This is a genomic window from Cohnella sp. GCM10027633 (assembly GCF_042675445.1).
Lineage (GTDB): Bacteria > Bacillota > Bacilli > Paenibacillales > Paenibacillaceae > Cohnella.
Genome location: NZ_JBHTGV010000001.1, coordinates 245,678 through 271,696, shown reverse-complemented (window position 1 = coordinate 271,696; position 26,019 = coordinate 245,678). Strand labels below are relative to the sequence as shown.

General features: G+C 56.6%; 25 protein-coding genes and 1 pseudogene. 20 read left to right on the top strand and 6 right to left on the bottom strand.

All coding sequences use genetic code 11. The features are described 5' to 3' along the window. Nucleotides 1-52 precede the first annotated feature (52 nt). The 12 genes and pseudogenes from ACFQZG_RS01150 to ACFQZG_RS01095 all read left to right on the top strand — a co-directional run bounded on the left by ACFQZG_RS01150 (nucleotide 53) and on the right by ACFQZG_RS01095 (nucleotide 11,184). Nucleotides 53-949 carry a carbohydrate ABC transporter permease gene (locus ACFQZG_RS01150; protein ID WP_378149272.1) on the top strand — a complete coding sequence of 299 codons (897 nt, stop codon included), beginning with the start codon at nucleotides 53-55 and terminating at the stop codon, nucleotides 947-949. Beyond that, nucleotides 949-1,809, top strand: coding sequence for a carbohydrate ABC transporter permease (locus tag ACFQZG_RS01145; protein WP_378149270.1), 861 nt, complete (start codon nucleotides 949-951; stop codon nucleotides 1,807-1,809). The genes ACFQZG_RS01150 and ACFQZG_RS01145 overlap by 1 nt, the downstream gene beginning before the upstream one ends. A gap of 8 nt (nucleotides 1,810-1,817) precedes the next feature. Further along, complete coding sequence (locus ACFQZG_RS01140; RefSeq protein WP_378149269.1) at nucleotides 1,818-3,020, top strand: MFS transporter; 1,203 nt, start codon at nucleotides 1,818-1,820, stop codon at nucleotides 3,018-3,020. A gap of 30 nt (nucleotides 3,021-3,050) precedes the next feature. Then, on the top strand, nucleotides 3,051-4,079 hold the full coding sequence (locus ACFQZG_RS01135) for an alpha/beta hydrolase family protein (protein ID WP_378149267.1): 1,029 nt from the start codon (nucleotides 3,051-3,053) through the stop codon (nucleotides 4,077-4,079). A gap of 18 nt (nucleotides 4,080-4,097) precedes the next feature. Beyond that, entirely contained in the window at nucleotides 4,098-5,339 is a 1,242-nt protein-coding gene (locus ACFQZG_RS01130; protein ID WP_378149265.1) for a Gfo/Idh/MocA family protein, read from the top strand. Between the two features lie 30 nt (nucleotides 5,340-5,369). Next, nucleotides 5,370-6,470 carry a Gfo/Idh/MocA family protein gene (locus ACFQZG_RS01125; protein WP_378149264.1) on the top strand — a complete coding sequence of 367 codons (1,101 nt, stop codon included), beginning with the start codon at nucleotides 5,370-5,372 and terminating at the stop codon, nucleotides 6,468-6,470. A gap of 164 nt (nucleotides 6,471-6,634) precedes the next feature. Further along, nucleotides 6,635-7,264: a TVP38/TMEM64 family protein gene (locus ACFQZG_RS01120; RefSeq protein WP_378149262.1), complete on the top strand. Its 630-nt coding sequence runs from the start codon at nucleotides 6,635-6,637 to the stop codon at nucleotides 7,262-7,264. Nucleotides 7,265-7,283: 19 nt separating this feature from the next. Continuing rightward, entirely contained in the window at nucleotides 7,284-8,096 is an 813-nt protein-coding gene (locus ACFQZG_RS01115; RefSeq protein ID WP_378149260.1) for a GNAT family N-acetyltransferase, read from the top strand. 114 nt (nucleotides 8,097-8,210) lie between these two features. Further along, complete coding sequence (locus ACFQZG_RS01110) at nucleotides 8,211-8,735, top strand: sigma-70 family RNA polymerase sigma factor (RefSeq protein WP_378149258.1); 525 nt, start codon at nucleotides 8,211-8,213, stop codon at nucleotides 8,733-8,735. Beyond that, a complete protein-coding gene (locus ACFQZG_RS01105; protein WP_378149256.1) occupies nucleotides 8,732-10,066 on the top strand; it encodes a DUF4179 domain-containing protein in 1,335 nt (444 codons plus the stop codon). Before ACFQZG_RS01110 ends, ACFQZG_RS01105 begins: the two co-directional genes overlap by 4 nt. Nucleotides 10,067-10,131: 65 nt before the next feature. Then, nucleotides 10,132-10,395, top strand: a pseudogene (locus tag ACFQZG_RS01100) (YetF domain-containing protein); the annotation flags it as partial. A gap of 60 nt (nucleotides 10,396-10,455) precedes the next feature. After that, complete coding sequence (locus tag ACFQZG_RS01095; protein ID WP_378149255.1) at nucleotides 10,456-11,184, top strand: hypothetical protein; 729 nt, start codon at nucleotides 10,456-10,458, stop codon at nucleotides 11,182-11,184. A gap of 40 nt (nucleotides 11,185-11,224) precedes the next feature. Here the strand turns inward: ACFQZG_RS01095 and ACFQZG_RS01090 are convergent, their stop codons facing one another. The 3 genes from ACFQZG_RS01090 to ACFQZG_RS01080 are packed head-to-tail and all read right to left on the bottom strand — an operon-like array spanning nucleotide 11,225 to nucleotide 15,044. Continuing rightward, nucleotides 11,225-13,021 (bottom strand): glycoside hydrolase family 2 protein, encoded by a 1,797-nt coding sequence (locus tag ACFQZG_RS01090; protein WP_378149253.1) that lies wholly within the window; start codon nucleotides 13,019-13,021, stop codon nucleotides 11,225-11,227. Then, complete coding sequence (locus tag ACFQZG_RS01085; protein WP_378149252.1) at nucleotides 13,018-14,100, bottom strand: family 43 glycosylhydrolase; 1,083 nt, start codon at nucleotides 14,098-14,100, stop codon at nucleotides 13,018-13,020. The genes ACFQZG_RS01090 and ACFQZG_RS01085 overlap by 4 nt, the downstream gene beginning before the upstream one ends. Then, nucleotides 14,097-15,044: an ArsR/SmtB family transcription factor gene (locus ACFQZG_RS01080; RefSeq protein ID WP_378150417.1), complete on the bottom strand. Its 948-nt coding sequence runs from the start codon at nucleotides 15,042-15,044 to the stop codon at nucleotides 14,097-14,099. Before ACFQZG_RS01080 ends, ACFQZG_RS01085 begins: the two co-directional genes overlap by 4 nt. Nucleotides 15,045-15,355: 311 nt before the next feature. On the opposite strand from ACFQZG_RS01080, the gene ACFQZG_RS01075 reads away from it, so the two are divergent. The 8 genes from ACFQZG_RS01075 (at nucleotide 15,356) to ACFQZG_RS01040 (ending at nucleotide 23,353) form a co-directional block, all read left to right on the top strand. Next, nucleotides 15,356-16,423 carry a zinc-dependent alcohol dehydrogenase gene (locus tag ACFQZG_RS01075; RefSeq protein ID WP_378149251.1) on the top strand — a complete coding sequence of 356 codons (1,068 nt, stop codon included), beginning with the start codon at nucleotides 15,356-15,358 and terminating at the stop codon, nucleotides 16,421-16,423. Between the two features lie 47 nt (nucleotides 16,424-16,470). Then, nucleotides 16,471-17,310 carry an AraC family transcriptional regulator gene (locus ACFQZG_RS01070; RefSeq protein WP_378149249.1) on the top strand — a complete coding sequence of 280 codons (840 nt, stop codon included), beginning with the start codon at nucleotides 16,471-16,473 and terminating at the stop codon, nucleotides 17,308-17,310. Continuing rightward, nucleotides 17,307-18,101 (top strand): sugar phosphate isomerase/epimerase family protein, encoded by a 795-nt coding sequence (locus ACFQZG_RS01065; protein WP_378149247.1) that lies wholly within the window; start codon nucleotides 17,307-17,309, stop codon nucleotides 18,099-18,101. The genes ACFQZG_RS01070 and ACFQZG_RS01065 overlap by 4 nt, the downstream gene beginning before the upstream one ends. A 42-nt stretch (nucleotides 18,102-18,143) precedes the next feature. Then, nucleotides 18,144-19,448, top strand: coding sequence for an ABC transporter substrate-binding protein (locus ACFQZG_RS01060; protein WP_378149245.1), 1,305 nt, complete (start codon nucleotides 18,144-18,146; stop codon nucleotides 19,446-19,448). Nucleotides 19,449-19,538: 90 nt separating this feature from the next. Then, nucleotides 19,539-20,420, top strand: a complete 882-nt coding sequence (locus tag ACFQZG_RS01055) for a carbohydrate ABC transporter permease (RefSeq protein WP_378149243.1) — start codon at nucleotides 19,539-19,541, stop codon at nucleotides 20,418-20,420. Further along, a complete protein-coding gene (locus ACFQZG_RS01050; RefSeq protein ID WP_378149242.1) occupies nucleotides 20,421-21,227 on the top strand; it encodes a carbohydrate ABC transporter permease in 807 nt (268 codons plus the stop codon). Nucleotides 21,228-21,260: 33 nt separating this feature from the next. After that, nucleotides 21,261-21,983 carry a ThuA domain-containing protein gene (locus ACFQZG_RS01045; protein WP_378149240.1) on the top strand — a complete coding sequence of 241 codons (723 nt, stop codon included), beginning with the start codon at nucleotides 21,261-21,263 and terminating at the stop codon, nucleotides 21,981-21,983. A 170-nt stretch (nucleotides 21,984-22,153) separates the two neighbouring features. Beyond that, a complete protein-coding gene (locus tag ACFQZG_RS01040; RefSeq protein WP_378149239.1) occupies nucleotides 22,154-23,353 on the top strand; it encodes a sugar efflux transporter in 1,200 nt (399 codons plus the stop codon). A 52-nt stretch (nucleotides 23,354-23,405) separates the two neighbouring features. Here ACFQZG_RS01040 and ACFQZG_RS01035 read toward each other — a convergent pair whose 3' ends face one another. The 3 genes from ACFQZG_RS01035 to ACFQZG_RS01025 all read right to left on the bottom strand — a co-directional run bounded on the left by ACFQZG_RS01035 (nucleotide 23,406) and on the right by ACFQZG_RS01025 (nucleotide 25,857). After that, nucleotides 23,406-24,377, bottom strand: a complete 972-nt coding sequence (locus ACFQZG_RS01035) for a stalk domain-containing protein (RefSeq protein ID WP_378149237.1) — start codon at nucleotides 24,375-24,377, stop codon at nucleotides 23,406-23,408. 90 nt (nucleotides 24,378-24,467) lie between these two features. After that, complete coding sequence (rsiV, locus tag ACFQZG_RS01030; protein ID WP_378149236.1) at nucleotides 24,468-25,349, bottom strand: anti-sigma-V factor RsiV; 882 nt, start codon at nucleotides 25,347-25,349, stop codon at nucleotides 24,468-24,470. Next, a complete protein-coding gene (locus ACFQZG_RS01025; protein WP_378149235.1) occupies nucleotides 25,342-25,857 on the bottom strand; it encodes an RNA polymerase sigma factor SigV in 516 nt (171 codons plus the stop codon). The genes rsiV and ACFQZG_RS01025 overlap by 8 nt, the downstream gene beginning before the upstream one ends. Nucleotides 25,858-26,019 lie beyond the last annotated feature (162 nt).

Here is a 26,019-nt window from a genome sequence, read left to right as displayed (position 1 = left end):
GGCCCGCGGTCTGTATCGTCGCTCGCACAACAGCAGGAAGGAAGGGAACGCGATGTACAGAACATGGAAGCAGAATCTCGAAGGCTACTTGTTCATTGCTCCTTGGTTGGTTGGGTTCTTGGTCTTCATGCTTCTCCCTTCGGGGTGGTCCATGTACTTGGCGTTCACCGATTATAACTTCATCGAAGCGCCGAAGTTCACGGGAATGGACAATCTCAATAAAATCGTCGACAGCGACATCTTCTGGAAATCGCTCAAGGTGACGTCGATATACGCGGCGCTATCCGTTCCGCTTCATCTCGGCACGGCGCTTCTGGCGGCGCTCGCTCTCAACGTGAAGCTGAAGGGGATCGGCTTCTATCGCACGGGTCTCTATCTGCCCGCGTTCGTCGGTTCATCCATCGGCGTCGCGATCATGTGGAAATTTATTTTCAGCGACAGCGGCGTCGTCAACTCCTTCATCACTTGGCTCGGCTTCGATGCCGTGAGATTCTTCAATAGCGTCGATAACGCGCTGTTCACGCTCGTCGGCATTAATGCATGGGTGCTCGGTACGGCGATGCTCATCTTCCTCGCCGGTCTGCAGCAAATTCCGACCGAGCTATACGAGTCCGCCAAGGTGGACGGAGCCGGCGCGATGCGCAGGTTCAGGGCGATTACCGTACCGCTGTTAACGCCGGTTATTCTATTCAACCTTATCCTCGGTATCATTAACGCGATGCAAGTGTTCACGGCAGGCTTCGTCATTACGAAGGGCGGTCCGGTGAAATCGACTTACTTCTACGTGCTGTACTTGTACGAAGAAGCGTTCAAGTATTTCCGAATGGGCTACGCGTCCATGCTGGCGTGGGTACTGTTCGTCATCATCCTGCTGTTGACGCTCTTGACGCTTAGGAGCTCGTCCGCCTGGGTGTTCTACGAGTCCGAGATGAAAGGCGGGAAACGTTGATGGCTGCGAACCAACGGAAGAAAAAAACGAACGTCGGTCATCTCGTGCTCCACGTCGTTCTGCTGCTCAGTCTCGCGATGTTCATGTTCCCGTTATACTGGCTCATCGTCAGCTCGTTCAAGCCGATGAACATGATTTTCCGGATGCCGTTCGAATGGTTGCCCTCCGAATGGACGCTTCAGCATTATAAAGCCGGTTGGCATTTCATGGGCAGCGTCACGTTCGGACGCGTATTCTTCAACTCGTTCTTCGTAACCGGAGTCGCCGTCGTCGCGACGATCGTAACCGCTTCCATGGTCGCGTTCGGCTTCGCCAGAATTCCGTTCCGAGGCAGAAACTTCTGGTTCGTCGTGCTGCTCGCGACGATGATGCTGCCTTCGCAAGTCACATTAGTGCCGACTTACACCTTGTACGATTGGTTGGGTCTGATCGACAAATACGCGGCGCTCTATATCGGCGCATTCTTCGGCGGCGGAGCGTTCTTCATCTTCCTGGTCCGCCAGTTCATTATGGGCTTGCCGATCGATCTCGACGAATCCGCGCGCATCGACGGCGCTTCTACGTTCCGAATATTCCGGCAGATCATTTTCCCGCTGTGTTCGCCGGTGCTCATTACGGTCGTCATCTTGCAGTTTTCCTGGACGTATAACGATTTCTTCTCGCCGCTTATCTTCATTAGCAGCATCGAGAAATTCACGATACCGGTCGCCATCAACACGTTCATGGACGAATCGGGTTCGGGCAACATCGGGAAGGCGATCGCGATGACCACGGTGTCGATCATGCCGTTAATCATTCTGTTCTTCGTCATGCAGAAGCAGTTCATGCAAGGAATCGCGACGACGGGCCTTAAAGGATAACGCAGCGCATGGTCATCGGCAGCGATTCCGAACGCTCGCAAGCATGGCGCTTAGTCGCCCTTAACTTCCTCGTGTCCGGACCGCTCGTGTTCATCTCGGTCTACTTGCCGCTCGTGCTTCAGGACAAATCGTTCTCGATGCTGGAGATCGGGATGACGCTGTCAGCGGGATCGCTCGTCGGCTTCGCCGGTCAGCTGTTCTGGGGCATCGCCAGCGACAAGTACGGCACGATCCGGGTCATCACGCTTCTCGTCTTCGCGGGCACGTTCATCCTGTTCGGCGGCTTATACGCGGCCGATCGGTTCGCATGGGTGTTCGTCTTCGCGATCGGGGTCCGGTTCTTCACGACGTCTCTGCTGCCGTTCTCCGATCTGTGGACGCTGAATTACGCGGAACGGACGGGAAGGGACTTCGGCTTCTACCGGCACTGGGGATCCGTAGGCATCGTGCTGCTCACGCTGCTGTTCGGAGCCGCAGCTACGGCGGGCGAGCTGCCTGCCGTGTTCGGGACGCACGGCGCGATCATCCTGCTCGTCCTCTGGCTCGTCGCCGGCATGCGCGAACGGGGCAGACCCCGCATGCAAGCGGCGGAGCTTCGCCGGGGACTCGCGCTATTCGTAGCGCCCCGGATGCTGCTGTTCGCCGGCGCGGTACTTCTCGTGAACATACCGGCCAGGGCATTCGAAGGATTCTTCAGTATCTTCATCAAGCAGCAGGGCGGCAGCGACATGACGATCGCGATCATTGCGATCATCGCGCCGTTATGCGAAATTCCGTTCTTCCTCTACGGATCCAGATGGATTCGCGGCTTCGGGGTATACCCGATATTGCTCGTCTCGGCCGCGCTCTACGGCGCGATCTGGGCGCTATACGCTTGGAGCCAATCGGTATGGATGCTAGCCGTCACCCAAGTCGCGTTCGGCGGAGCGCACGTCCTGTTCTACGTCGCGGCGATGTTCCACATGCGATCGAAGGTGCCGGAAGCGATGCAGTCGACGGGGCAATTGGTGCTGTTCATGCTGACGGGCACGCTCTCCGGCGTCGCGGGCAATCTATGGGCCGGTCATCAGCTTCTTAACGGGAACGCTTCGCGCATGTTCGGCATATCGGCGCTCGGCACGTTATTGGCGTTATTGTTGCTCCTGCTGCTCCAAGCGTTCGATCGCAATCGTTCTAACGGCATTCAGACCCCACATCAACGATCGAGCTAACACATTACAGCAGCGGAGGTTAGTATCATTATGGCGAATCGGCATTTCTCCATGACCGAATATTGGAACGAGAAGGCGAAGGAGTGGGTACCGCTCAGCTCCTTCCAAGGAGAGACGAAGGAAGACTGGGAAGCATGGAGGACCGCTGCAACGGAGCGATTCAAGTCGTTGCTCGGGCCCTTCCCCGATAAAGTCGATCTCGCGGCGGAGGTCGAATACGTCGTGGAGGACGGCGACCTGATCCGCGAACGCGTCATCTTCGATTCCGAAGCGTTCGCTTCCGTTCCTTGCGTCGTCTTGCGGCCGAGGCACATGAAGCCAGACCGCAGCAACGCGGCGATCATCTGCTGCAACGGGCATCCCGTCGACTTGGGCAAAGACCCGGTCGCCGGCGTCCGCTCCTCGCCGGAGCACGACAAGCAGATCGCGCTCATGAACTACAACTACGGCGAACAGATGGCGCGGGCCGGCTTCTTCGTCATCGTGCCGGAGCTGCGCGGCTTCGGCGAACGCAACGATACGCACTGCAAGACGGACGCCTGCAATCTGAACTATATTAAGGGCTCGATCTTCGGCGTCTATCCTCAGACGCTGAACATCTGGGATATCAAGTGCACGATCGATTACTTGGAGACGCGCGCGGAAGTCGACCCGGAGCGGATCGGCATGATGGGACTCAGCTACGGCGGCACGATGACGACGCTGACGACGGCGATCGAACCGCGCATCAAGGCGGCGGACGTCATGAGCTACATCAACCCGTTCTCCGGCTTCGGCGTCGCCCGGGGCAACTTCTGCGGCTCGCAGATGGTACCGGAAATTTACAAGTACTTCGACACGCACGATATCGCGGGCTTGATCGCGCCGCGGCCGCTCCTCGTGGAGATGGGCATCTACGACGATTGTTTCTATATCGAAGACTTGCTGAAGGGCTACGATGGGGTCAAGCGCATCTATAACGCGGCCGACGCCGCTTCCCAGTTGGAAGAGGATACGCATGCCGGACCGCACGCGTTCGCGGGTAACAAGGCGTTCGAATTTTTCCGAAAACATCTATAGAGCGGAGGCCAGCAAGCGATGCGGACGAAATACGCCCTCGTAGGGGCCGGGCACCGCGGACTGTACATGTTCGCCAAGCCGTTGGCCCAGCAATTCCAAGACGTCGCGGAATTCGTCGGCATCCACGACTCGAATCCGACCAGAGCCCGCTATATGAGCACGATATGCGGAGGCGTGCCCGTGTACGACGACTTCGACCGCATGCTCGCGGAGAGCCGGGCGGATACGGTCATCGTGACGACGATCGACAGCGTCCACGACGAATACATCATTCGCGCGCTGCGCGCCGGCTGCGACGTCATCACGGAGAAGCCGATGACGACGGACGACGCCAAGTGCCGCGCCATTCTGCGAGCCGAGAAGGAAACCGGGAAGAAGGTGACCGTCACCTTCAACATGCGGTTCGCGCCTTACGTGCAGCGAATCAAGGAGCTGCTGCTCGAAGGCGCGATCGGCTCTGTGCTGAGCGTTCACCTGGAATACTTGCTCGATACGTCGCACGGCGCGGATTACTTTCGGCGTTGGCACCGGAATCGCGAATATAGCGGCGGGTTGCTCGTCCACAAGTCGACGCATCACTTCGACATGGTCAATTGGCTTCTCGGGGACGTGCCGGAACGGCTGTACGCGTACGGAACGACGAGCTTCTACGGTCCGACCCGGGAGAAGCGCGGCGTCCGCTGCACTTCCTGCGAGCACGCCGGCGACTGCGAATTCTACTTCGACTTGACCAAGGATCCGACGAACAAGGAGATGTACGCCGAGGCGGAGAAGGACGACGGCTATTATCGCGACCAGTGCGTATTCGGCGATGGCATCACGACTTACGATACGATGTCCGTGAATCTGCAATACGCGAGCGGCGCCCAGTTATCCTATTCGCTCAACGCGCATTGTCCTTACGAAGGGTGGAAAATCGCGATCAACGGCACGAAGGGGAGAATCGAAGCGGAGAGCTTCGAGAATCCGCTTAACGCGGGCGAACGCAACGAGCATATCCGCGTCTTCAATCGCCGTGGCGAGGCGGTCGTCTATCATGTTCCGATGGCAACCGGCGTTCATGGGGGCGGAGACGAACGGCTGCTTCGCATGCTGTTCCGGCGCGATGCGGAAGACAAGCTGAATCAGCAAGCGGGATCGATGGAGGGCGCGCTCTCCATGCTGATCGGCGTCGCCGCGAACCGTTCCATCGCGGACAACCGGCCGGTCTCGATCCGCGAACTGTTGCAAGAACGAGAGAGGGAAGATACGCTAGCGTAAAATACCGGACGAGAGTCGCGGGGAGGTACTATGGCCGAACGTTACGGAGTAGGAATCATCGGCGCGGGCAGCATCGCGGGCGCGCATATCGACGCGCTGAAGCAGCTTGGGGATCAGTGCAAGGTCGTCGCGATATCCGATCTGGATGCGGAGAAGGCGCGTCGTATCGCGAGCGATTACGGCGTGGAGGCCGATACTTACGCAGACTACCGGGACATGCTGGCGCGCGTCGATATCGACGTCGTCCACATTTGCACGCCGCCCTACGCCAGAGGGAGATTGGTAACCGATGCGCTGGCTGCCGGCAAGCACGTCATGTGCGAGAAGCCGTTCGCCGCGTCGTTGGAGGAATGCGACGAGATGCTGGCGGCGGCGGAGCGTCATGGCCGCAAGCTTGCCGTCATGCTGCAAACCCGCTGCGAGACCGATGTCAGGATCATGCGTCGGCTCGTTCGCGGCGGCACGCTCGGTCCGATCCTGTACGCGAACGCGTTCAACCATCATTGGCGGGGAGACGCGTATTACCGTAAGGAATGGCGGGGCACGTGGGAGAAGGAACGCGGCGGCACGCTCATGAACCTGGGCATTCATACGCTCGATATCGTCGTCTGGATTCTCGGCGAGCTGGACAGCGTCAAGGCGGATATCGCGACGCTCGGGCACGACATCGAGACGGACGACGTCTCGACGGCGATCTTGAAGTTCAAGACCGGCGCGATCGGGCAGTTCGGCTGCACGACGACGTATCCGATCAGCGGCAGCGCGATGCAGTTCGCGGGCAAAGCCCGTTCCGTCGGCTATCCGCTCCAATACGCGGCCGTCCGCGAGAACGAGGACGGATTCCCGCTGATCGACGACGACGCGCTGCGAGAGATCGCGCGCGAAGCCGAGACGGTCGTTCCGATGCCGGAGGGATTCGCCGGACCGATCCAAGATCTGTTCGCGGCCATCCGGGAAGACCGCGAGCCGCTCTCGAGCGGACATGAGGTTAGGCGAACGGTGGAAGCCGTTACCGCGATCTATAAGGCAGCCACGACGGGAACCGAAGTGAAGCTGCCGATCTCGCGCGACGATCCGTGGTATACGACGGACGGGTTCCATCGCGCGGTGAAGCGCGGCTCGCGGCAATAGAATACGGGGTACCGCGAACGACGGCGGCGCATGGGTGACGAACCCTGCGCTGCCGTCTTTCATTGCTTTTAATGGGACGATTTTGGCTTTTCCGCTTGCGTTTCACTATACTTGGATTATTGCGATTCGGACGAGCGTACAAGTAGAAGGGGGAGGTTCGATCGATGTTGTCGCGCAAGCAAGGGTTGATGATTCTATACGTCGCGCTCGCCGTGCTCCTCTTCCTATACAAGTCGTCGGTCGTCGCGTGGATGAAATCCGAATCGGTATGGTACGTGGACATCGCGGTCCTGTTGACCGGATACGCGATCGCGGTCGTACCCGCCATTCCGTTCGGCGTGTTCGCGCCGATCATGGGCGCGAAGTACGGCATGGCCGCCGGATTCGCGATCAATCTGTCGGTATCGTTGCTCGGCGCCATGACGCTGTTCGCCATCGTACGGGCGACGTTCACGCGGGAAGACAGAAGCGCGTTCGCGCAGACGAAAGGCTTCGCGACGTTGAATCGTTGGGCGGAACGGAACGCGTTCCTTGCCGTGCTCGTCGCGCGCCTCATTCCGTTCGTTCCCGCGCAGGCGATTAACGTCGTCGCCGCGCTTACCCGAATGGGGTGGAAGCCGTTCTTGCTCGCGACGCTGATCGGCAAAATCCCGTTCTTCCTGCTCGTCTCCATCGTCGGCCATCAATGGAAGAGCGGATTGGACCTCGGGACGATGGCGATCGCGGTCTGCATCTATGGCGTATTCCTAATGGGCGTCTATGCGGTCTATCGCTGGCGGTTCGCAACGCACTAATTATCGAAGGGGATCGCGCATGTTAACGATAAAACAATTAGCGGATATCGAACGTCTGCAACAAGAGTGCGAGACTTACGATAACGTTCAACTGAAGCTCAATTGGGATATGCTCGAAGCCCGCGATTCCGATCGGTTGGATTTCTTTCAATATGAGAATGACGAGCTTGTCGCATTTCTGGGTCTGTACCCGTTCGGTTCGACGGTCGAAGGATGCGGCATGGTGAAGCCGAGCGAACGTCGACGAGGACATTTTCAACGCTTATTCAAGCTTGCGATGGAACGAATCGAACAATCCGGCTACAAAACCGTATTGCTGAACGCGCCCGCGGGATCCGTCTCGGGAAAAGCTTTCATGAGCAAACAACGCGCGTCGTACGCATTCTCGGAATATCAGATGGAGTGGCAGCCTGCGCCTATCGAGCCGTTCGAAGCGGTTCACTTAAGGCTAACGACGGACGACGATTACGAGATGCGCGTTCGTCTATCCGTAACGGCGTTCGGACTGGACGAAGAAGATGCGAGAGCGATGGAGGGCATCGCCTTCGCGGCCGGCACCGACACGTTCATGATCGTCGTCGAAGGAAACGCGGTAGGGAAAATACGGGTATCCCGAACGGACGGGCAGGCGTGGATCTACGGCTTCTCCATTCTGCCCGAGCATCAGGGACAAGGAATCGGCAGACGTACGCTGCGCCAAGTCGTTATGGAGCAAGCCTCGGCGGGATACTCGGTACACCTGGAAGTCGAGACGAAGAACGACCAAGCGCTCGGCTTATATGAATCGGTCGGATTCAAGGTCGTTCATGCGCAGGATTATTATCGTCTCTAATTTGAATGCCTTTGCGAAGGAGCCGCCCGATTGCGGCTTTTTTTATTTTCAGGAAAACCGTTTGGCGCGCCGCGGCGTCTAACGATTAGATGCACAACGGCAGGAGAGAAACGCATGGATAACGAATTGCTGGCTCTCGCGGCCCGGCGTGGCGACGATGAAGCCTTCTATAGTCTCATTCAGCAGCACCGAGAGAAGATGTACCGGATCGCCTATACGTACTTGAAGAACGAGACGGACGCCCTTGAAGCGGTACAGGAAGCAACCTGTCGGGCTTACATGCAAATTCGCAAATTGAAGGAGCCGGGTTACTTCGGTACATGGCTGATCCGTATCGTCATGAACTATTGCACAGACGAAGTGAAAAGACGGGCACGCAGGAACGCGCCGGCGGTACCGACGGAACCGCACGCGACGAGCGGCGAGTCGGAATTGCTGGAGCGAATGCTGCTCGAGACCGAAGTGGAACGTCTGGAAGACAACTATCGCAAAGTCATTCAGTTGAAGTATTATCACGATCTGACGATTACCGAGATCGCGAGAACGTTGGAGAAGCCGGAAGGCACGATCAAAACCTGGCTGCACAAAGCGCTCGCCGGCCTTCGGCAGCGAATCGGGAAGGGCGGCGAACCTCAATGAACGATCAAAGCGAAGTGAATGAACTGGAATGGCCGGGCTTGAAAAAGATGAGGGAGCAACAGATGCAGATCGCGGTCCCTTCGGACATCGATGCGCGCATCAGGGAAGGCATGCGTCTCGGTAGACAGCGCAGAAGGCGGCGGATGGTAACGCGAATGGCGTCCTACGCGGCATGCATGCTGCTTCTTGCGATGGTCGCCTCGGTTCGCTTCTCTCCGGCGGTTGCGGCATACGTCGGGGATATTCCGGGTCTAAGGTCGCTCGTTAATCTGATTCATTACGATAAAGGTCTCCGGCTCGCCCTGGAGAACGACTTCATGCAGCCCGTCGGCTTGTCCGAGCAGAAGAACGGCGTCAAGCTCACGGTGGACGGCATCCTCGCCGACGATTCGAGGGTGATCGTATTCTACACGATGGACAACATGGACGGTAAGCAAGGGTTCGTTAGCGTCAAGAACGTAAAGCTTACCGAGGATGAAGAAACCTCTATCTCTTTCGGGACAGGGGGTTATGAAGAACAATGGGAGAGCAAGCAAGGAACGATCGACTTCAACTTCCAAGGGAATACGGGAATCCCGAACGTCTTGAACGTGGAATTCGAGCTCGGCATCGAGACCGCCTCTTCCTCGAGCACCGAGAAATGGCAGTTTGCCATTCCGGTCGACAAATCCAAGTTCGAAGGACTGAAGCAAACCTACGAGATCAACGAGACGGTTACGGTCGATAATCAGCGCATTACGTTCGGCACGATGACCGTATACCCGACAAGAATCGGTCTGGAGGTCGAGTACGATCCGGCCAATAAGAAGAAAATATTTTACTTCGACGATCTGCGGCTTGAAGACGAGAAGGGCGAAGTTTTCGGTACGATTACCAACGGCATGTCCGGCTCGTTAATCAACGATAATAGGCACATTCTCTATTTCCAGAGCAACTATTTCAGCAAGCCGGAACAGCTCTATCTGCGGGCGAGCACCATTCGGGCGTTGGACAAGAGCAAGCTGGAGGTGAAGATCGATCTGGAGCGCGAGGCGTTGCTCTCCAGTCCGGACGACAGGCTCACGCTGAAAGATGCAGGTACGGGCTCAAGCCGCATGCTCGCCTTTGGATTGAACAACGACGATCCGCTCGACGAACATCGTCAGTACGGCATATTCGATAACACATACGCGGATGCGACCGGTCGATCATTCTTTTCCAACAGGTCGGGATCGACCACGGATGAAATTCACTACTATCTTGATCAAGGGGAGTATCAAAGTCCTTTAACGCTCTACGTCAACGACTATCCGACGCGAATCCGCGGCGACATCAACGTTAGAATTAAATAAAGGCATGCGGGGACAATACCTCCTAAATGTTGGTATGATGGAGGTATCGTTCGCGCGGATTTTTCGATCCGCCGGCGATTACTCTCATCCAGAACGGGAAGCTTGACTACCGGAACCTATCCAAAGCGAAGTTGCCGATCGAATTCTTGTATACGGAGTTGAGAAAATCGAACGTCGAGGACATCTCGAAGGTGGCCTTCGCAGCCTGGGATCGCGGATGGGCACATCGAACATACGCTGCTGCGCGAGATCGGCAAGGACCGCGAATGGCTGGAAGCGAAGATTGTGCCTCATCCCTTGAAGCACGTAATTATGGCGACCGTAGATAGCGAGTTTACGGTGCAGGTGCATGTGGTTCGGGAATCTTAAATTTAGGGAGGACTCGTAATATGGACCCAAGCCATCAGAAGTTCGTATTGCCAAGGAAGCGGAGACGAACGTTCATTTGGAGCTTGACATTATTAACGGGTCTTCTTCTCGTATTCGGATTCATGTACGCCTACGAAGTCCCAGGAGGAATCGCAGATTGGAGATACGCGCGCGCGATCGGCCTCTCGGGAACGTTACGAATACCGATCGGCAAAACGCCGGAGGAAGCGGTGCAACGATTTCGCGGCGGGTTAGAGAAGCGAGTCATCCGCCAGGAGTCCATAGAGGGCGGCAAGTTACTATTCCTTAAACAGTACAATCAGAAGCCGGAGAATACCGACTTACAGATCGAATACGTACGTAAAACATGGTTGGGCGGTTGGAAATGGGCGATGGGCGGAGGTTATGGTTACTCGCTCCGTCCGGGTTCCGAAGAGGCGTTTACTTATATGAGCATCCGGAAATCAAAAGGGGTGAGCGGGCCATTCCCGATCGTGTTCGGTGAAGTGAACAATGAGAAGATCACGAACATTACGGTTACGGTCGGCGGCAAACGCGCGGGAGAGTATGCGGCCAAGTTGATCGAATACGCAAGAGGGCAGAGGCTATGGTACGTTGAACTGCCGACTTCCGCAGAGACTCCATATACGATTGCGGCCTACAACGGAGCAGGGGAGAGCGTAGCCAGTCAATCGGATAACGATTCGCAAAACTTCGCCTACGTTCTTATGCCTTCATCTTTGAAGTAAAACAGGTTGCCCCGCACCGGCGGAGCAACCTGTTCCTTTTTTACCGAACGAAATCAAAATGCCAAGCATCGTTAATGGCCTTGATCCGGGCCAAATCGCATTTCGGCGTCCGATCGTAGCCGACCAGTCCGTTGATCTCCTGCTCCACGTCCGTAAGTTGCGTATAGCAGTATCCGTGAATCGCATTCGACGAGTAGACGGCGGCCATGACCCGTGCATATTCGCTCACGAAGTCTTCTTCCGTCGTCACGGACGTGTAACCCCAACCGGCTTCCTCGCCGATCTTATAGCCGATGCCGCCGAATTCCGTCAGCAGGATGGGCTCGCCGCGATGGGAGAAGCCTTCGGCGTATTGGCTTCTCTTCGCCGGCTTCGACTCGACCATCGTCTCCCGAGTCGACAGCATCCGAATGAATTCCTCGTAGACGGCCGGTTCGTCCGGATTGCCGTGATGGTAGTTATGCACCGCGCAAATGTCCGTGACGGTCATTTCCCAGCCGTCGTTCGAAATAACGAGACGGGTAGGGTCAAGCGAATGAATCAGGCTATACATCGCCAGGCTATGATGCTGCTGCTGCTTGTTGCCTCGAATCGACGGCACGCCCCAGCTTTCGTTGATCGGAACCCAAGTCAGAATGGACGGATGGTTGAAGTCCCGTTCCACGATCTCGAGCCATTCTTTGGTCAGGCGGCCGACCGCGTCGTTGCTGTACGACGGCGACGCCGCGCATTCGCCCCATACGACGAAGCCGAGACGGTCCGCCCAATAGAGGAAGCGGGGATCTTCGACCTTCTGGTGCTTGCGGCAGCCGTTGAAGCCCATCTCCTTGGCCAGCTCGATGTCTTTGCGCAAGTGAGCGTCGGAAGGGGCCGTCAGTAAGCCTTCCGGCCAGTAGCCCTGATCAAGCACGAGCTTCTGGTAATACGGTCGATTGTTCAAATATACCATGCCGTTCTCAGTGTGCACTTTGCGCATGCCGAAATACGTCTCCGCGCGGTCGAGCGTCGCATCGTCCGCGCCTAGCGTCAGGACGACATCGAACAAATTCGGGTTCTCCGGCGACCACGTCCAGCCGGCCCCATGGAAGCTCGTCCGGAATACTTTGCGGGCGAACAAGTCGAACGTTCTTCTCGTGAAGCGGTCTTGGAGTTCGATCCGGTCGCGAACGACCGTCTCGCCTTGGAACGAAATCTCGACGTTCATCCATGCTCCGGCAAGGAGTTCGGACACCTCGATCTCCGCGGCGACTTCGCCCTTGTCCACGTCCGGGTAGAACTTCACGTTCGCGATATGGCACGCGTCTACCGCCTCAAGCCATACCGTCTGCCAGATGCCCGTCGTCCGGTTATACCAGATGGAAGCCGGCTTCTCGAACCACGATTGCTTGCCGCGAGGAATCGTCTCGTCCTCGGAAGGATCTTCGACACGAACGGTCACGCACTCTTCGCCGCCGGTCAACGCGTCCGTGACGTCGAAGCCGAACGGCGTGTGGCCGCCTTCATGCGTGCCTACGAATACGCCGTTGACGTATACCCAGGCGCGGTAATCGACCGCGCCGAAATGAAGCTTGACGCGCTTGCCTTTCCAAGACGGATCGACGGCGAACGTTCTTTTATACCAGACGAAGTCGTGAAAAGAAGGGTCATGGATGCCGCTAAGCGGCGTCTGGTAAGCGAAAGGAACTTCGATCTTCTTCGCCAGAGTCTTGCCTGGTTCGTACCAACGTTCGGAGACGCCAACGTTGCCGTCGTCGAAGTCGAATTGCCATTGTCCGTTCAAGTTGAGCCACTGTTCGCGTACGAATTGCGGTCTAGGATATTCGGCTCGTATAGTCATTCGTGATCCACTCCCGTAGTTGATTGTTTGTTCGAATAAGGTCCCGTTATCGATTGTCGGCTCGGTTCGTCGCCCTTAATAGTGGGCCAGCCGTCGACCCATCGGATCGGATCGATCATCAGCGGCCGTTTGCTCGCTTCGTTGTCGAGAAGAGGATCCGAGGCTTCGATCGCATGATACACAATCCAATCTCGATCTTGGTCGTCCGTAACGATCGCGTTATGTCCCGGTCCGACGAATTGCCGTCCGCTCGCGTCGGGTTCGTCGTTCGCCTCGAGCAGCAACGTGCCGCCGTAGCTCCTTAAGTCCAAGCCTTCTTGGTCGGCATAGGGTCCGCGAATCGAAGTCGCTTGTCCCACGTTCACATGGTAGGTGCTCCGAGCGCCGTTGCAGCAGCTGCCGACGGAACCGAAGAACGTATACGTGCCGTCTCGTTCGATGATATAGGGTGCCTCGTATTGCGTGTCGGCGATTTGAAATTTATCTCCGACGGTGCTAAGACCGTCCGGCGACAGCTCGATGCCGTATATGCCGTGGAAGCTTCCCCAGAACAAGTAGCTTCGGCCGTCGCCGTCTTCGAAGAAGAACGGATCGATCGAATTGTCCACGCCTATGCTTTCGCTCGTGAACAGCTTGCCCTTGTCCGCGAAAGGGCCGTCCGGCCGGTCGGAAACCGCGACGCCGATGCCCGGATCCGAATCGCCCCACTCGGATAGGGAATAGTACATGATATATTTGCCATCATCGCGGAGGGTGACGTCCGGTGCCCAGATGCCGCCTTCGCTTTTCCAATCCGGCTTCGATTCGAACGCGTCCCGGACGAACGTCCAATGGACGAGATCGTTCGTTCGGACGACGGGGACGAGGTGGACGACGCCGTCGTCCCACTGATCTTCGGTTCCATAGGCGTAATAATAACCGTCTTCGGCTTTGACGACGGACGGATCGGCCAACACCGGCTCGAATACCGGGTTCGCGTATTTCGCGGGAGCGTGGGTTCCCGCGCATGCGCTCAGAGAGACGGCGGTTGCCGCGAGGACGGCGATAACGATACCGTTGCAGATGAAGGGCCGCTTCATCGTACATACTCCAGCTTCATTATCAGATCCGTCTCGTAATTGCCGAATTTACGACCGAACAAGTTAAGGCCGCCGTCGTTGCGCGCATCGGGTTTGATGCCGATCCGCACGGTCACGTAGGGCTTGTCATCGAGCGCCAACCGGTCGAGCGCAAGCTCCGATAGCGACCGTCCGTCGATATAAGAACCGGATGCGTTCACCCGCCAATGCTTGAGTTGACCGTATTGCGTGTTCTCGGTTCCCCACCATTCGGGCGTCAGAATACCCCGTTCGCCGCCGAAGTCGCCCGGACTCGTCCACGTCCCGACTTCTTCGCCGTTCACCCACAACGTGATATCCGAAGGCCAATTGTCGTTATGGAGCGGCGCTTCCGAGCACAGTTCCATGGACAGCTCCAGATTGGAGATCCTCGCTCCGCGGGGTACCCGATTCGGAAATCGGTATTCGACGTAGCCTCTGCGGAACCATAGCAACTGCGCGTCCGCCCGCTCGGGCTCGAAGAAGGAGCGGGGCTCGTCCAATTCTCCGATAATCGAATGTTCGCTCAGCATGCCGCACGGGGCGGAGCACTCGGAATCCACGAACTGGCCGATCGGAAGCGATACGACGGCGCTCGTCTCGGCAGGCGGCGCCTTCAGATCGGTAAAGTCGACGACGATGCGGCTGATGACGGCGGAGCATAGCTTCTGCGTGCCCCGGGTTCCGGGAATTTGCTCCGTCAAGATCAATCCCGCGTCTTCGAGCTTCTTGATATTGATGGCCGCGGTCGAAGGAGGAATTCCGAATTCGTCCGCGATCTCGTTCACGTTAAGCGATCGGCGGAGCAGCGCCTTGAAGATATCCAACCGGAGCTCCGTCGATAACGCTTTCGCGACATCCAGGAAATCGTCGATGCCGGTCTTCAGCACGCGGTCTAACTTGTCGACGTTCGAATCGTCGCGCACGATTCTCAATACGATCGCCTCCCGGTTAATTACGATTTCTCGGATTCAGTATATAACAAACCATAATAATTGCAACAAATAGTTTATACGCACGTTTATAACAATAAATTATGTTATAAATAGGTAAGCTATCAGAAAATTCGATATCGTTAAAAACCTGTATTAGTGATAAATATCCGCCAATTTGGGATAACGTAAATGCGCGAACGACGCGCTATAATGGCACTTGTAAGCGGTAACACCGCAGATAATTGTCGCATAACATCACTGATTATTGCGAAAGCTATACCAATGACTGGAGGAACACCCACATGCCTAAGCAATTAATAGCCCAAGCGCCGCGCAAAGCGGCAATCACCACGTACGAAGACCGCGGGATTAAGCCGAACGAAGTCAAAGTCCAAGTCGAGAACGCGTCTCCGAAGCACGGCTCCGAGCTGGCTGGCTTCCGCGGCGAAAGTCCGCATACGGCCGACTACTTCGACGAGCAGGACGGCTGGAACTTGTTCCTGCCCCGCGATCCGAAGGACATATCCACGGACGGCGGCTTCGGTCGTTGGAACCTAGGTAACCAATGGGTCGGCGTCATCGTCGAAGCTGGATCGGACGTCACCGAGTATCAAGTCGGCGACCGCGTCTGTTGCTACGGCGGCATCCGCGAGACGCACATCGTGAACGCGGTAGACAACTATTATCTGAAGAAAATGCCTAGCGACATGTCCTGGAAAAACGCGGTCTGCTTCGATCCGGCGCAGTTCGCGCTCGGCGGCATCCGCGACGGCAATGTCCGGGCGGGCGACCGCGTCGCCGTCTTCGGCCTTGGCGCCATCGGCCAGCTCGCCGCGCAAATGGCGAAGCTTGCCGGAGCGAGCTGGGTCGCGGTCATCGATCCGATCGCGAGCCGCCGCGACGTCGCGCTGGCTAACGGCGCGGACGCAGCTTACGATCCGGTTAACGAGGACGTAGGCTTGGAGCTGAAGAAGGCGACGGGCAAACTCGGCGTCGACGTAATTATCGAGACGAGCGCAAGCGAATTCGCCCTTCAGCAATCGCTGAGAGGATTGGCTTACGGCGGCACGATCGCTTTCGTCGGGTGGGCGAGAGCGTTCAAAGGCGGCCTCGATCTCGGACGCGAAGCGCACTTCAACAACGCGAAGATCGTCTTCTCCCGCGCATGCAGCGAACCGAACCCGGATTATCCGCGCTGGAGCTGGAGACGCATCGAGGATACGGTATGGGAGATGCTGTCTACGAACCGCATCAATTGCGAAGGCATCATCAGCCCGGTCGTTCCGTTCGGCGAATCGGCGGATGGCTACGAGCAATTCGTCGACCAGCGTCCTGATCAGAGCATCAAGCTAGGCGTAACGTTCCAATAATCGCTCCAAGACAACTAGAGCACGATCGGACGGAAAGGAGGGAGCCCATGAGCGACCAATTAGGTTCTCTACTTAGACACGCCGAGCTTCAGGTCGTGGAGTTCGACGTGAACAGGCGAACCGAAATGCAGACGCTCGGCCGCACGCTGCCCTGGTACGTCATGTCCTATCTGAAAACCGGCAGTGCCAAGCTGCGAATCAAAGACGACGTGATGTCCTTGGGACCGGGATCGGTCACCTTCATTCCGCCTTACGTCACGCATGACCATTACAAAGACTCTTCGGAAGAAACCGAGTTTCTCTGGTGGCATTTCACGTTCGAAATCGCCGGCGTCATGGACGCGATGAAGATGTTCCAAATTCCGTACGCGTTCCACCTGGAAAACCGAGACTATTTCGAAAAAGTGTTCATGGAGTTCATGCAAGCGACGGCTTCAAGATCGCCGTCCTTGCCGCTCTCCATCCTGAAGCAGGCGAAGTCGCTCGAATTGCTCTACATCATCTTGGAAAGCGCGGTCGGCCAAAGCGGGTCGCACGCGGAAGTGTCGAAGTCCGCCAGCTTCATGGACTTGCTCTCCCGGATCGTGCAGTCGCCCGAGGACCCTCTGACGCTTCAAATGATGTCCGGCGAGCTGCATCTTCACCCTACGTATATTAGTAACCGCTTCAAGGAGCTGTTCGGAAAGTCTCCGATGCAGGTGCAGAGGGAAATGCGCATCCAGCGCGCGAAGACGCTGCTCGAATCGACGGAGCTCTCCGTGACGGAAATTTCGCAAAGGCTCGGGTACAGCGAAATTCAGAATTTCACCCGGCTGTTCAAATCGTACGTCGGCATCTCGCCGACGCAGTTCCGGGATTTAAATCGCAAATGGAGGGTTATGAAATGAAACTCGCAACGCAGGATAGAGGCTTCTTCGGCTCTACCTATGAACACAAGCTTGCCACGCTGAAGGAAATCGGATTCGAAGGTCTCGAAATCGACGGCAGAAACTTGGTCGAACGCTACGACGAAATCGAGAAAGCCGTACGCGCTACCGGCGTGCCGATCAGCTCCGTCTGCGGCGGATACCGCGGCTGGATCGGCGATTTCGATGCCGATCAGCGCGCGATCGCGATCTCGGACATCGGCGCGATCATGGAACGGACGGCCGCGATCGGAGCGGAGGGCATCGTCGTCCCCGCGGCGTTCGGCATCTTCTCGAAGAAATTGCCTCCGTTCTCGTCTCCGCGGGATGCGCTGGAAGAGCGCAAAGTGTTGCTGGACGCCTTGAGCCAGCTGAACGACCACGCGAGACGCACGGGCAGCGTCTTGTTGCTCGAACCGCTTAACCGTTACGAAGACCACATGATCAACCGGTTGGACGAGGCGGCGAGCCTCATCCGCGAAGGCGGCTTCGAAGGCGTGAAGGTCATGGCGGACTTCTTCCATATGGCGATCGAAGAGCGGGACATCTCCGCGAGCTTGCGCGAGACCGGCGACTTGGTCGCCCATGTCCACCTGGCGGACAGCAACCGCTTGCAGCCCGGGTTCGGACATACGGACTTCAAGACGTATTTCAAGACGCTTAAGGATATCGGCTTCGACGGCTACATGGCCGTGGAATGCGAATTGTCCCCGGGCGACGGCCTCGAGCTGTACAAGCAGATGGCTGAATATTTGAAAGCTTGCATGAATTAGGATCGAAAAGCGAAAACCATCAAACGATAGAGGTGTTCATTCATGATGAAACCCGCAATCCGCACGATCGGCGCATCGTTGTCCCTAGTTACTATGGCTTCTCTCGTATTGACCGCTTGTTCTTCCGGCGATAAAGATTCCTCCAAAATCAAGCTGCAGGTGCCCGACGCGGCGATCTGGGGCGAAGAGAGCTCCGCGCTGCAGATCATGTACGACAAGTTCGAAGCCGATCATCCGGACGTGAAGCTCGAGCAAGTAACGATGTCCGACGATCAGGCGATGTCCGCGGCGCTCGCCGCCGGCAAAGCGCCGGATCTCATCCTCATGGATCCGTCCCAAGCCAAAGAGCGTTATAAAAGCGGTTTCGTCGAGCCGATCGACCGCTACTTCGACAAATACGGTTGGGGCGATAACATGTTCGCCTGGGCTAAAAACGCGTACTTCGAGGACGGCAAACAAATCGGCGTACCTTGGAACTACGAAGGCTTGATTCTCGTCTACAACAAAACGATGTTCGAGGAGAACGGCTGGAAAGCGCCGGAGAACTATAACGACTTGATGGCGCTCGCGCCGCAAATGCAAGACAAGGACATCATTCCATTCGCATGGGGTTCTTCCGACGCGCCGGGCGTCGACGATTGGTGGGTTACGAGCATCGTGAACAGCATTCTCGGCAAGGAAGGCACGAAGCAGCTGTACTCCGGCGATATCAAGTGGACCGATCCTGCGATTCTAGACGGCATCCAGCGCTATAGCGACTTCTGGAACGCGGGCTACGTGTCGGACAAGAAGTCCCAAGCGATCTCCCAAGAGGACGGCAACCAGCTGTTCCTGAACGGCAAAGCGGCGATGCGCCTGGACGGCACGTGGAGCCTGGCCGCGGATAACGATCCGGACTTCGACATCGGCTTCGCGCCGTTCCCGAGCTGGAAGCCGGACGGCGAACCGATCATTCCTCTCGGCGTAGGCGGCGGACTCGTCATCAACGCCAAGTCGGAGCACAAAGACGAAGTCGGAGAGCTGCTGAACTACTTCTTCGATCCGGAAGTCGTGAAGACGATGGCCGAGCACGGCATTCCCGAGCCGATCCAGACGGATTATAGCCAATTCGACTTGAAGCCGAACGTGGCAAGCGCCTTGAACTTGATCACAGAATTGGAAAAAGCGGGTAAGACGAGCTACGTCGCATGGTCTTACGCGCCTCCGAGCGTCGTGCAAGTGCTCGAGTCCGATTTCGCGAGCGTCTATCTGAAGAAGACGACGGCAGCCGACTGGCTCGCCAACTTGCAGAAGCTCAAAGAGAAAGACATCGCGGACAACCGCCAATTCGCACTCGATAAATTCTAAACTGCGATCATGCACGCCGGAAGCGTTCCCGTTCCTCCTCGCGAGGGGCGCGAACGCTCCGGCGCTTGATCCCGAGAGGAGAGACCGGCGGTGAAGAAACGTTCGCGTCTTGTTCGTTGGAAGGGATGGCTGTTCATCCTTCCCGGCTTGTTGTTCCATATTTTCGCCGTCACGATTCCCGCCATGCTGTCGCTGTACTTGCCTTTCACGGAGTGGAACGGCTTGAGCATGCCGAAATTCATCGGAATGGACAATTTCGTCCGCGCGTTCCAAGACAAGGTTGTCGGCATCGCGTTCTTCAACAACGTGAAGTGGATGCTGTTCTGGATCACGATTCCGATCATCTTCGCGTTCTTGCTGGCTTACCTTCTGTCCAAGATCAAAAGAGGCCAAACAGTCTATCAATCGATCTATTTCTCGACTTCGATCATCACAGTGACTGTTGCGGGACAAATTTGGTTCTGGATCTACAACCCGTTCAGCGGCATGAACTTTTATCTAGATAAAGCCGGATTAAGCGCCTTGGAATGGCCGGGTCTCACGTCGTCCGGTTTCGCGCTGCTGTCGGTGCTCATCGCGGACATGTGGCGAGGGTTCGGGGGCAACGTAATCTGGCTGCTCGCGGCGCTCACTCAGAACGACAAGTCGATCGAGGAAGCGGCGAAGATCGACGGCGCGGGACGGTTCCGGATCATGTGGAACATCGTGCTCCCGCAAATTCGTCCGACGCTTGTCATCGTAACGTTGCTTACGGCGCTCGGCGCGTTCGGCGCGTTCGAGATGGTGTACGTCATGACCGGAGGCGGACCCGCGCACGGCACGGAGACGCTGTCGACTTATTACTACTCGCTCAGCACCAAGGGACAGGAAGCGGGCTACGGTTCGGCGATCGCGCTGTTCCAGATGTTCATCGCGTTCATCCTGATCGGCGTATACGCGTATCTGAAGAAGAAGAAAGGGTGGGACGTGTAGATGAAACTGAACTGGCGTCATCTTCCGCTGTTGGCCGTCGCCGCGTTCTCTCTTATTCCGATGCTGCTGCTGCTCATGAACGCCTTCAAGAAGAAGTCCGACATCGCCAAGAACCCGTTGGGCTGGCCGAAGATATGGACGCTCGAAAATTTCTCGAAAGCATGGACGCAAGGCAACTTCGACGTCGCGTACATGAATACGATCATCATCACGGGCATAACCGTGATCCTGGTCTGCGCCCTGTGCGGACTCGCCGCTTACGGCATGACGTTCATGAGCACGCCGGGCACGGGCGCTTTCCTCGCGTATTTGTTCATCTCGATGAGCATACCGGTCGGGTTCATTCCGATCTTCTTCATGGAAATCAAATTGAACCTGATCAACACGTATTGGGGCGTCATCATTCCGTTCGTCGGAGGGGCGTTCGCGTTCAACGTGTTCCTGCTGCGGGCGTTCATGCTCGGCATACCGAAGGATTTGTTGGAGTCGGCGCGGGTTGACGGGGCAAGCTCGCTCGGCACCTTCTTCCGGATCATTCTTCCGCTCGCGCAGCCGGCGTTCGTCGTCGTCGCGATCTTCACGACGCTGTCGTCTTGGAACGAAATCTTCCTGTCCAACGCGATACTGCAAACCGACGATATGAAGACCGTTTCCGTCGCGTACTTGAACTTCACGAGCAAATACGGCACCAACTGGGCATTGATGGCGGCGGGCGGCGTCATGACCATCGTGCCGATGGTCATCCTGTTCCTGGTGATGACGAAGAAGTTCGTCGGCGGCTTGCAAGAGGGCGGCGTGAAATTCTAATTCAACCTATGACATTCGCGAGGTGAGACATCCGTGATCAACGTAACGATATGGAACGAGAACGAACACGAGAAAATGAATCCGGAGACGAAAAAAGTATATCCGGAAGGCATTCACGCCGCGTTAGCGAAAGGGATCGGCTCGTCCGATCTGAATATCCGCATCGCGACGCTCGACCAGCCGGAGCACGGTCTGACCGAGGAAGTGCTGAACGCGACCGACGTCCTCACTTGGTGGGGCCACGTTGCGCACGACAAAGTGTCCGACGAAATCGTCGAACGCGTCCACAAGCGCGTCATGGAGGGGATGGGGCTGATCGTCCTACACTCCGGCCACTTCTCGAAAATATTCAAGAAGCTCATGGGCACGGGCTGCGACTTGAAATGGCGCGAAGCGAACGAGAGGGAGCGCATCTGGGTCGTCAATCCTGCGCATCCGATCGCGGCGGACCTGCCCGAGCAGTTCCTCATCGAGCGCGAAGAAATGTACGGAGAGCACTTCGACATTCCGGCGCCTGACGAGCTGATCTTCGTCAGCTGGTTCGAAGGCGGCGAAGTGTTCCGCAGCGGCTGCACGTTCAACCGCGGCCAAGGCAAGATTTTCTACTTCCGCCCGGGCCACGAGACGTATCCGACCTACTACAACGAGAACGTGCTGAAGGTCATCTCCAACGCGGTCCGTTGGGCGGCTCCGTCCCGAGCGGCGGCGCCGATTCGCGGCCACCACGAGGCGCTGGAGCCGATCGGCAACAAGTAATGTAAAGCGATGAAGAGCGATCTTTCCCGACGAATCGGGAAGGGTCGTTTTTTTATTATTGCATCGGCATGTCTTGACTTGGAGCGTACTCCAAGGTGTACACTATGACGTGGTTCCCGTTCCTAGACGGAAGCATCTCGACATCATAGAGCAAGATGGAGGACTCGCCATTGTACGCAAGATTAACCCGATTATTCGAAATTAGAGGCTACCGGCTTCTCATCGTCTGCATGATGCTGATCGGCATCGGATTCTCGATTACGTCGCCTTACTTGTCGCTGTATTTCACCGAGGAACTCGGCATGAGCACGGGCGCGTTCGGCGTATTCATGGCCGTCAGCTCGATCAGCGGCGTCCTTGTCAGCTCTTTGCTGGCCAGGCGTTCGGATCGTGGAATGGACCGGAAGAGTCTTATCATCATCGCCGCTTTGTCTTCATCGCTGGCGTTCGCGTCTTATATCACGTTCCAGAACTACTTCGTGCTTCTCGTTGCGGTAACGCTGTTCAACGGTCTAGGCGCGCTTACGATTCCGCAAATGTACGCTTACGCGCAAGAATCTGCGACAGAGAGCCGTTCCGATGATAAGACGTTCGCTATGTCCACGTTGCGCTCGCTGTTCTCGCTCGGATTCCTGATCGGACCGCTGGGCGGTACGCTCATCTTGAGCGCGTTCGGTTACTTGGGATTGTTCTGGGGAACGTTCTCGATCTATGTCGGCATCGCCGTGCTTGTCTTCTTGTTCCTGCGGAAGCGTGCGCCGGTTGTCCGAACCGCAGCGAAAGGCGGGGAACCTCTTGTACCTACGCCGAGCATCAGGCAGCTTTGGCTGCCGCTGACCGCCTTCGTGTTATTATTCATGGTCAGCTTCATGAATGGAATCAATACGCCGCTCTTCATCGTGAACGAGCTGCAAGGCACGCATACGGACGTCGGCATCGTCGTCAGCGTGTGCGCGGGCTTGGAAATTCCGATCATGCTGGCGCTAGGCGCGATGGGCAGAAGAATTTCCAACCACGACTTGATGATCTACGGCTGCGCTGTCGCCTTCGCGTATTTCGGGATCCTGTGCGTGTCCACGGAGCCCTGGCATCTTATCGCCGCACAGCTGCTGCAAGCGACGTTCATCGCGATTCTGATGGGTAACGGACTCAGCTACTTCACGAATTTGTTGCCCGGCTCGGCGGGAATGGCTACGACTTTGTACGCCAACAGCTCGACGATCGGCAAGCTGCTTGGCAATCTCGCAGGCGGATTCGTCGCCCAGTTCATCGCCTTCCGTTACGTGAACGGGGTATGCATGGCTATCGTAGTTCTCTCGTTCTTGTTACTATGGCGTTCAAGACCACGGCAACAATTCGCAAGCGCATAACTTTCCGATCACGAATCAAGGGTGCGATCCCATGGGATCGCACCCTTGATAATTATGGATGACGAGTAAACGTTTGTCCGGCCATTACCAGCCGATCTCCGTCTACTTGAAACTCTACCGTATTGTCGGCATCGTCGGCGATAATCCGAATATGAGACGAGTCGACGACCGCATAGGTGCCGACCGCAACGCCCGCGCGGTAGAAGACGCCGTCGGCGGTCAGCTCCATTACGGTTCCTTTAAGCGATTCGGTCCAAGTGCCGACGACATGGGCAACGATATCCGCGCTCGCCGAGACGACAGGGGAGAGCACGAGATCGTATCCGCTGGCCGTCAAGTGGTCGTCGATCGCCTTAAAGCTCGCGTAATCGGCAGTGCCCGCTACGAACGGGTTCGACTTTGCGTCCCGCAGCACGTATACGTAATCGCCTTTGGTCGCCAACACCGAATCTTGGGCATCCTGTTTCGTGCCCGACCACTCTTCTTGACCGACCACTTCTACGGTCGCCATTACGCGCGCGGCGGGAGAGGCGGCGTCTTCCGGGAGGTATAGCAAGTCGATCGCGCTCAGCGTGTTCGCGGTCAACGCGCCGGACTTTATGCCGTCCGCGATCGATTCCGCCGGCCATACGGTCGGGCGCAGCTTGCCGCCGTACGAGGATGGGATTCGCAACGAGTAGCCGTACTTGTCCAGAATCATCTGCTCGTTCGCACGGTACGCGATATACTCGCTCGTCCCCGTGAAATACGCCGTCTGAGACGGTTCATCCCAATATACGTCGTATCCGAGCTGCCCGGCTACGCTGCGAACGGGCAAGTACGTGCGATCGTTATACGTAAGAGGCGTCAAGGCCGTGCCGTCTTCGTCTTTCATTTCGATATTGTTCCCGCCGACGTTGAGGTGTATGGACGGATTCAGGAACGCTTTGACTTGCGTTAATTGTCCGGCGGCGAATACGCCGGTGGCTAGCACAACCGTAACAGTAGCGGTCAAGCCCGTCGCGATCAGCGTTTTACTCTTCATAGGATTACCTCCGATAGGTCGTTGGAATGTTTACGACGCTATGACGGGCGACCCTGCGAAAAAGTTTGGAACATTTGTCCACCGTTTGGCTTATTTTACGTAGTCATGATGAATCAGTACGTCAGCGAGCAGCTCACTCGGAATGACGAATTCCACGATGCCCATCGAACCGGGCGCGACGGCATACTTATCGAAGAAGATAACCAGCTTGCCGTCGGGATCGATGTAGAAATTGTCGTCTTTCGTTATCGTCGTGAAATTCATCTCGGACTCTTCCGTGCCGTTGCCCTTCACCCAGAAGAACGCGTTCGCGTCTTGCTTCATTCTTCCCAGCATTTGTTCCTTGATATTGGCGCTGATGAGGTCGATATAGCGGTCGTCTTTGAATAGACCCGGCAACGTTAGGAGAACACGGCCGACTTTGTCCACCGTATCGTACTCGAACGTCGTGGAGGAAGAGCCGACCGTATTCACGACGTATCGTCCGATGGACAGAAGACGTTCGTTGTCGGTTTTGACGACGTAGCCGCTCTCGATACCCGCTTGACCTCCGCCGTTTTGCTTCATCAGTTCGATCTCCGCTATGAACTCATCGTACAATCTTCGGCCTTCCGCCGCGTACTTGTCGTTCAGTTCTTGTTCCGCCCTCGGATCCCCGAGCCCGGTAATGACCGGAACTTGAATATTCGCTTTATAAGTCGGTTCTTCCACCTTGTATTCGCGCAGGGTGAGAACTTTGGCGAGAGGACCGATCACGGGCCATTTGGAAGCCGCGCTCGCAAAAGAAGCGCTTACGTTCAGCGCGTACATGAATAACGTCGCGACGACGGCCGCAGTTGCGGCAATCCGTCTGCCCCGGAACATATTCTTGCGGGCATGCCGGTTGAACGCTTCCTCGACGACGAGTTCCAATCGATCAGGTACCGGAATATCGCCGTACTGACGTTTCAGTTCGTTCAACCGGTTATCCATGGATACTCACCTCTTTTAACGTATCTTCGTTCATGAGGACGCGCAGCTTCTTGAGCGCTTCGTATAGCCGCGACTTGACGGTGTTGACGTTCTCGTTGAGCACGTGCGCGACTTCTTCGATCTTCATGTCTTCGAAGTAACGAAGCACGACGACGCTACGGTATAGGGGAGGGAGCAAATTCAAAGCATGCTCCAAGTCGAAGTTCCGATAGTCGTCTTGCGCGCTTAATCCGTAGGTTTCGAGCGTTTCTTCCGCGAGAGGGAATAGGCGCTTCTTCTTCCGCAACAAATCCAGCGCTGCGTTAATGACGATTCGATAAAACCAACTCTTCGCTTGGGCGGCGTCTTTCAGCGACTTCGAGGCCGTTAAAGCCTTCTGAATCGCTTCTTGCATGACGTCCAACGCATCGTCGGAATTTCTGACGTACGTATATGCCAATCGATAGGCGTTATCCTTGTGTTTCATAATGCATTGCATGACTTCCTGGGATGCGGGGGAAGCAGCCATGGCGAATATACTCTCCTTTGCTAGATAGGCCGTTACCCTAAGACGCGCCAGCCTAACGAAAAGTTTGGTCCCTCTCGATGAAACGCCATGGTATGTATTGGCTACGATTCGTTGCAACCTTTGTCATCTATCCTGCGTCTCTGTACTCGTGCAAATCGACAA

Bases quoted from the DNA above. Each gene is read 5' to 3' on its own strand.
- ACFQZG_RS01150 (WP_378149272.1), top strand. From the start codon at position 53: ATGTACAGAACATGGAAGCAGAATCTCGAAGGCTACTTGTTCATTGCT.
- ACFQZG_RS01145 (WP_378149270.1), top strand. From the start codon at position 949: ATGGCTGCGAACCAACGGAAGAAAAAAACGAACGTCGGTCATCTCGTG.
- ACFQZG_RS01140 (WP_378149269.1), top strand. From the start codon at position 1,818: ATGGTCATCGGCAGCGATTCCGAACGCTCGCAAGCATGGCGCTTAGTC.
- ACFQZG_RS01135 (WP_378149267.1), top strand. From the start codon at position 3,051: ATGGCGAATCGGCATTTCTCCATGACCGAATATTGGAACGAGAAGGCG.
- ACFQZG_RS01130 (WP_378149265.1), top strand. From the start codon at position 4,098: ATGCGGACGAAATACGCCCTCGTAGGGGCCGGGCACCGCGGACTGTAC.
- ACFQZG_RS01125 (WP_378149264.1), top strand. From the start codon at position 5,370: ATGGCCGAACGTTACGGAGTAGGAATCATCGGCGCGGGCAGCATCGCG.
- ACFQZG_RS01120 (WP_378149262.1), top strand. From the start codon at position 6,635: ATGTTGTCGCGCAAGCAAGGGTTGATGATTCTATACGTCGCGCTCGCC.
- ACFQZG_RS01115 (WP_378149260.1), top strand. From the start codon at position 7,284: ATGTTAACGATAAAACAATTAGCGGATATCGAACGTCTGCAACAAGAG.
- ACFQZG_RS01110 (WP_378149258.1), top strand. From the start codon at position 8,211: ATGGATAACGAATTGCTGGCTCTCGCGGCCCGGCGTGGCGACGATGAA.
- ACFQZG_RS01105 (WP_378149256.1), top strand. From the start codon at position 8,732: ATGAACGATCAAAGCGAAGTGAATGAACTGGAATGGCCGGGCTTGAAA.
- ACFQZG_RS01095 (WP_378149255.1), top strand. From the start codon at position 10,456: ATGGACCCAAGCCATCAGAAGTTCGTATTGCCAAGGAAGCGGAGACGA.
- ACFQZG_RS01090 (WP_378149253.1), bottom strand. From the start codon at position 13,021: ATGACTATACGAGCCGAATATCCTAGACCGCAATTCGTACGCGAACAG.
- ACFQZG_RS01085 (WP_378149252.1), bottom strand. From the start codon at position 14,100: ATGAAGCGGCCCTTCATCTGCAACGGTATCGTTATCGCCGTCCTCGCG.
- ACFQZG_RS01075 (WP_378149251.1), top strand. From the start codon at position 15,356: ATGCCTAAGCAATTAATAGCCCAAGCGCCGCGCAAAGCGGCAATCACC.
- ACFQZG_RS01070 (WP_378149249.1), top strand. From the start codon at position 16,471: ATGAGCGACCAATTAGGTTCTCTACTTAGACACGCCGAGCTTCAGGTC.
- ACFQZG_RS01065 (WP_378149247.1), top strand. From the start codon at position 17,307: ATGAAACTCGCAACGCAGGATAGAGGCTTCTTCGGCTCTACCTATGAA.
- ACFQZG_RS01060 (WP_378149245.1), top strand. From the start codon at position 18,144: ATGATGAAACCCGCAATCCGCACGATCGGCGCATCGTTGTCCCTAGTT.
- ACFQZG_RS01050 (WP_378149242.1), top strand. From the start codon at position 20,421: ATGAAACTGAACTGGCGTCATCTTCCGCTGTTGGCCGTCGCCGCGTTC.
- ACFQZG_RS01035 (WP_378149237.1), bottom strand. From the start codon at position 24,377: ATGAAGAGTAAAACGCTGATCGCGACGGGCTTGACCGCTACTGTTACG.
- rsiV (WP_378149236.1), bottom strand. From the start codon at position 25,349: ATGGATAACCGGTTGAACGAACTGAAACGTCAGTACGGCGATATTCCG.
- ACFQZG_RS01025 (WP_378149235.1), bottom strand. From the start codon at position 25,857: ATGGCTGCTTCCCCCGCATCCCAGGAAGTCATGCAATGCATTATGAAA.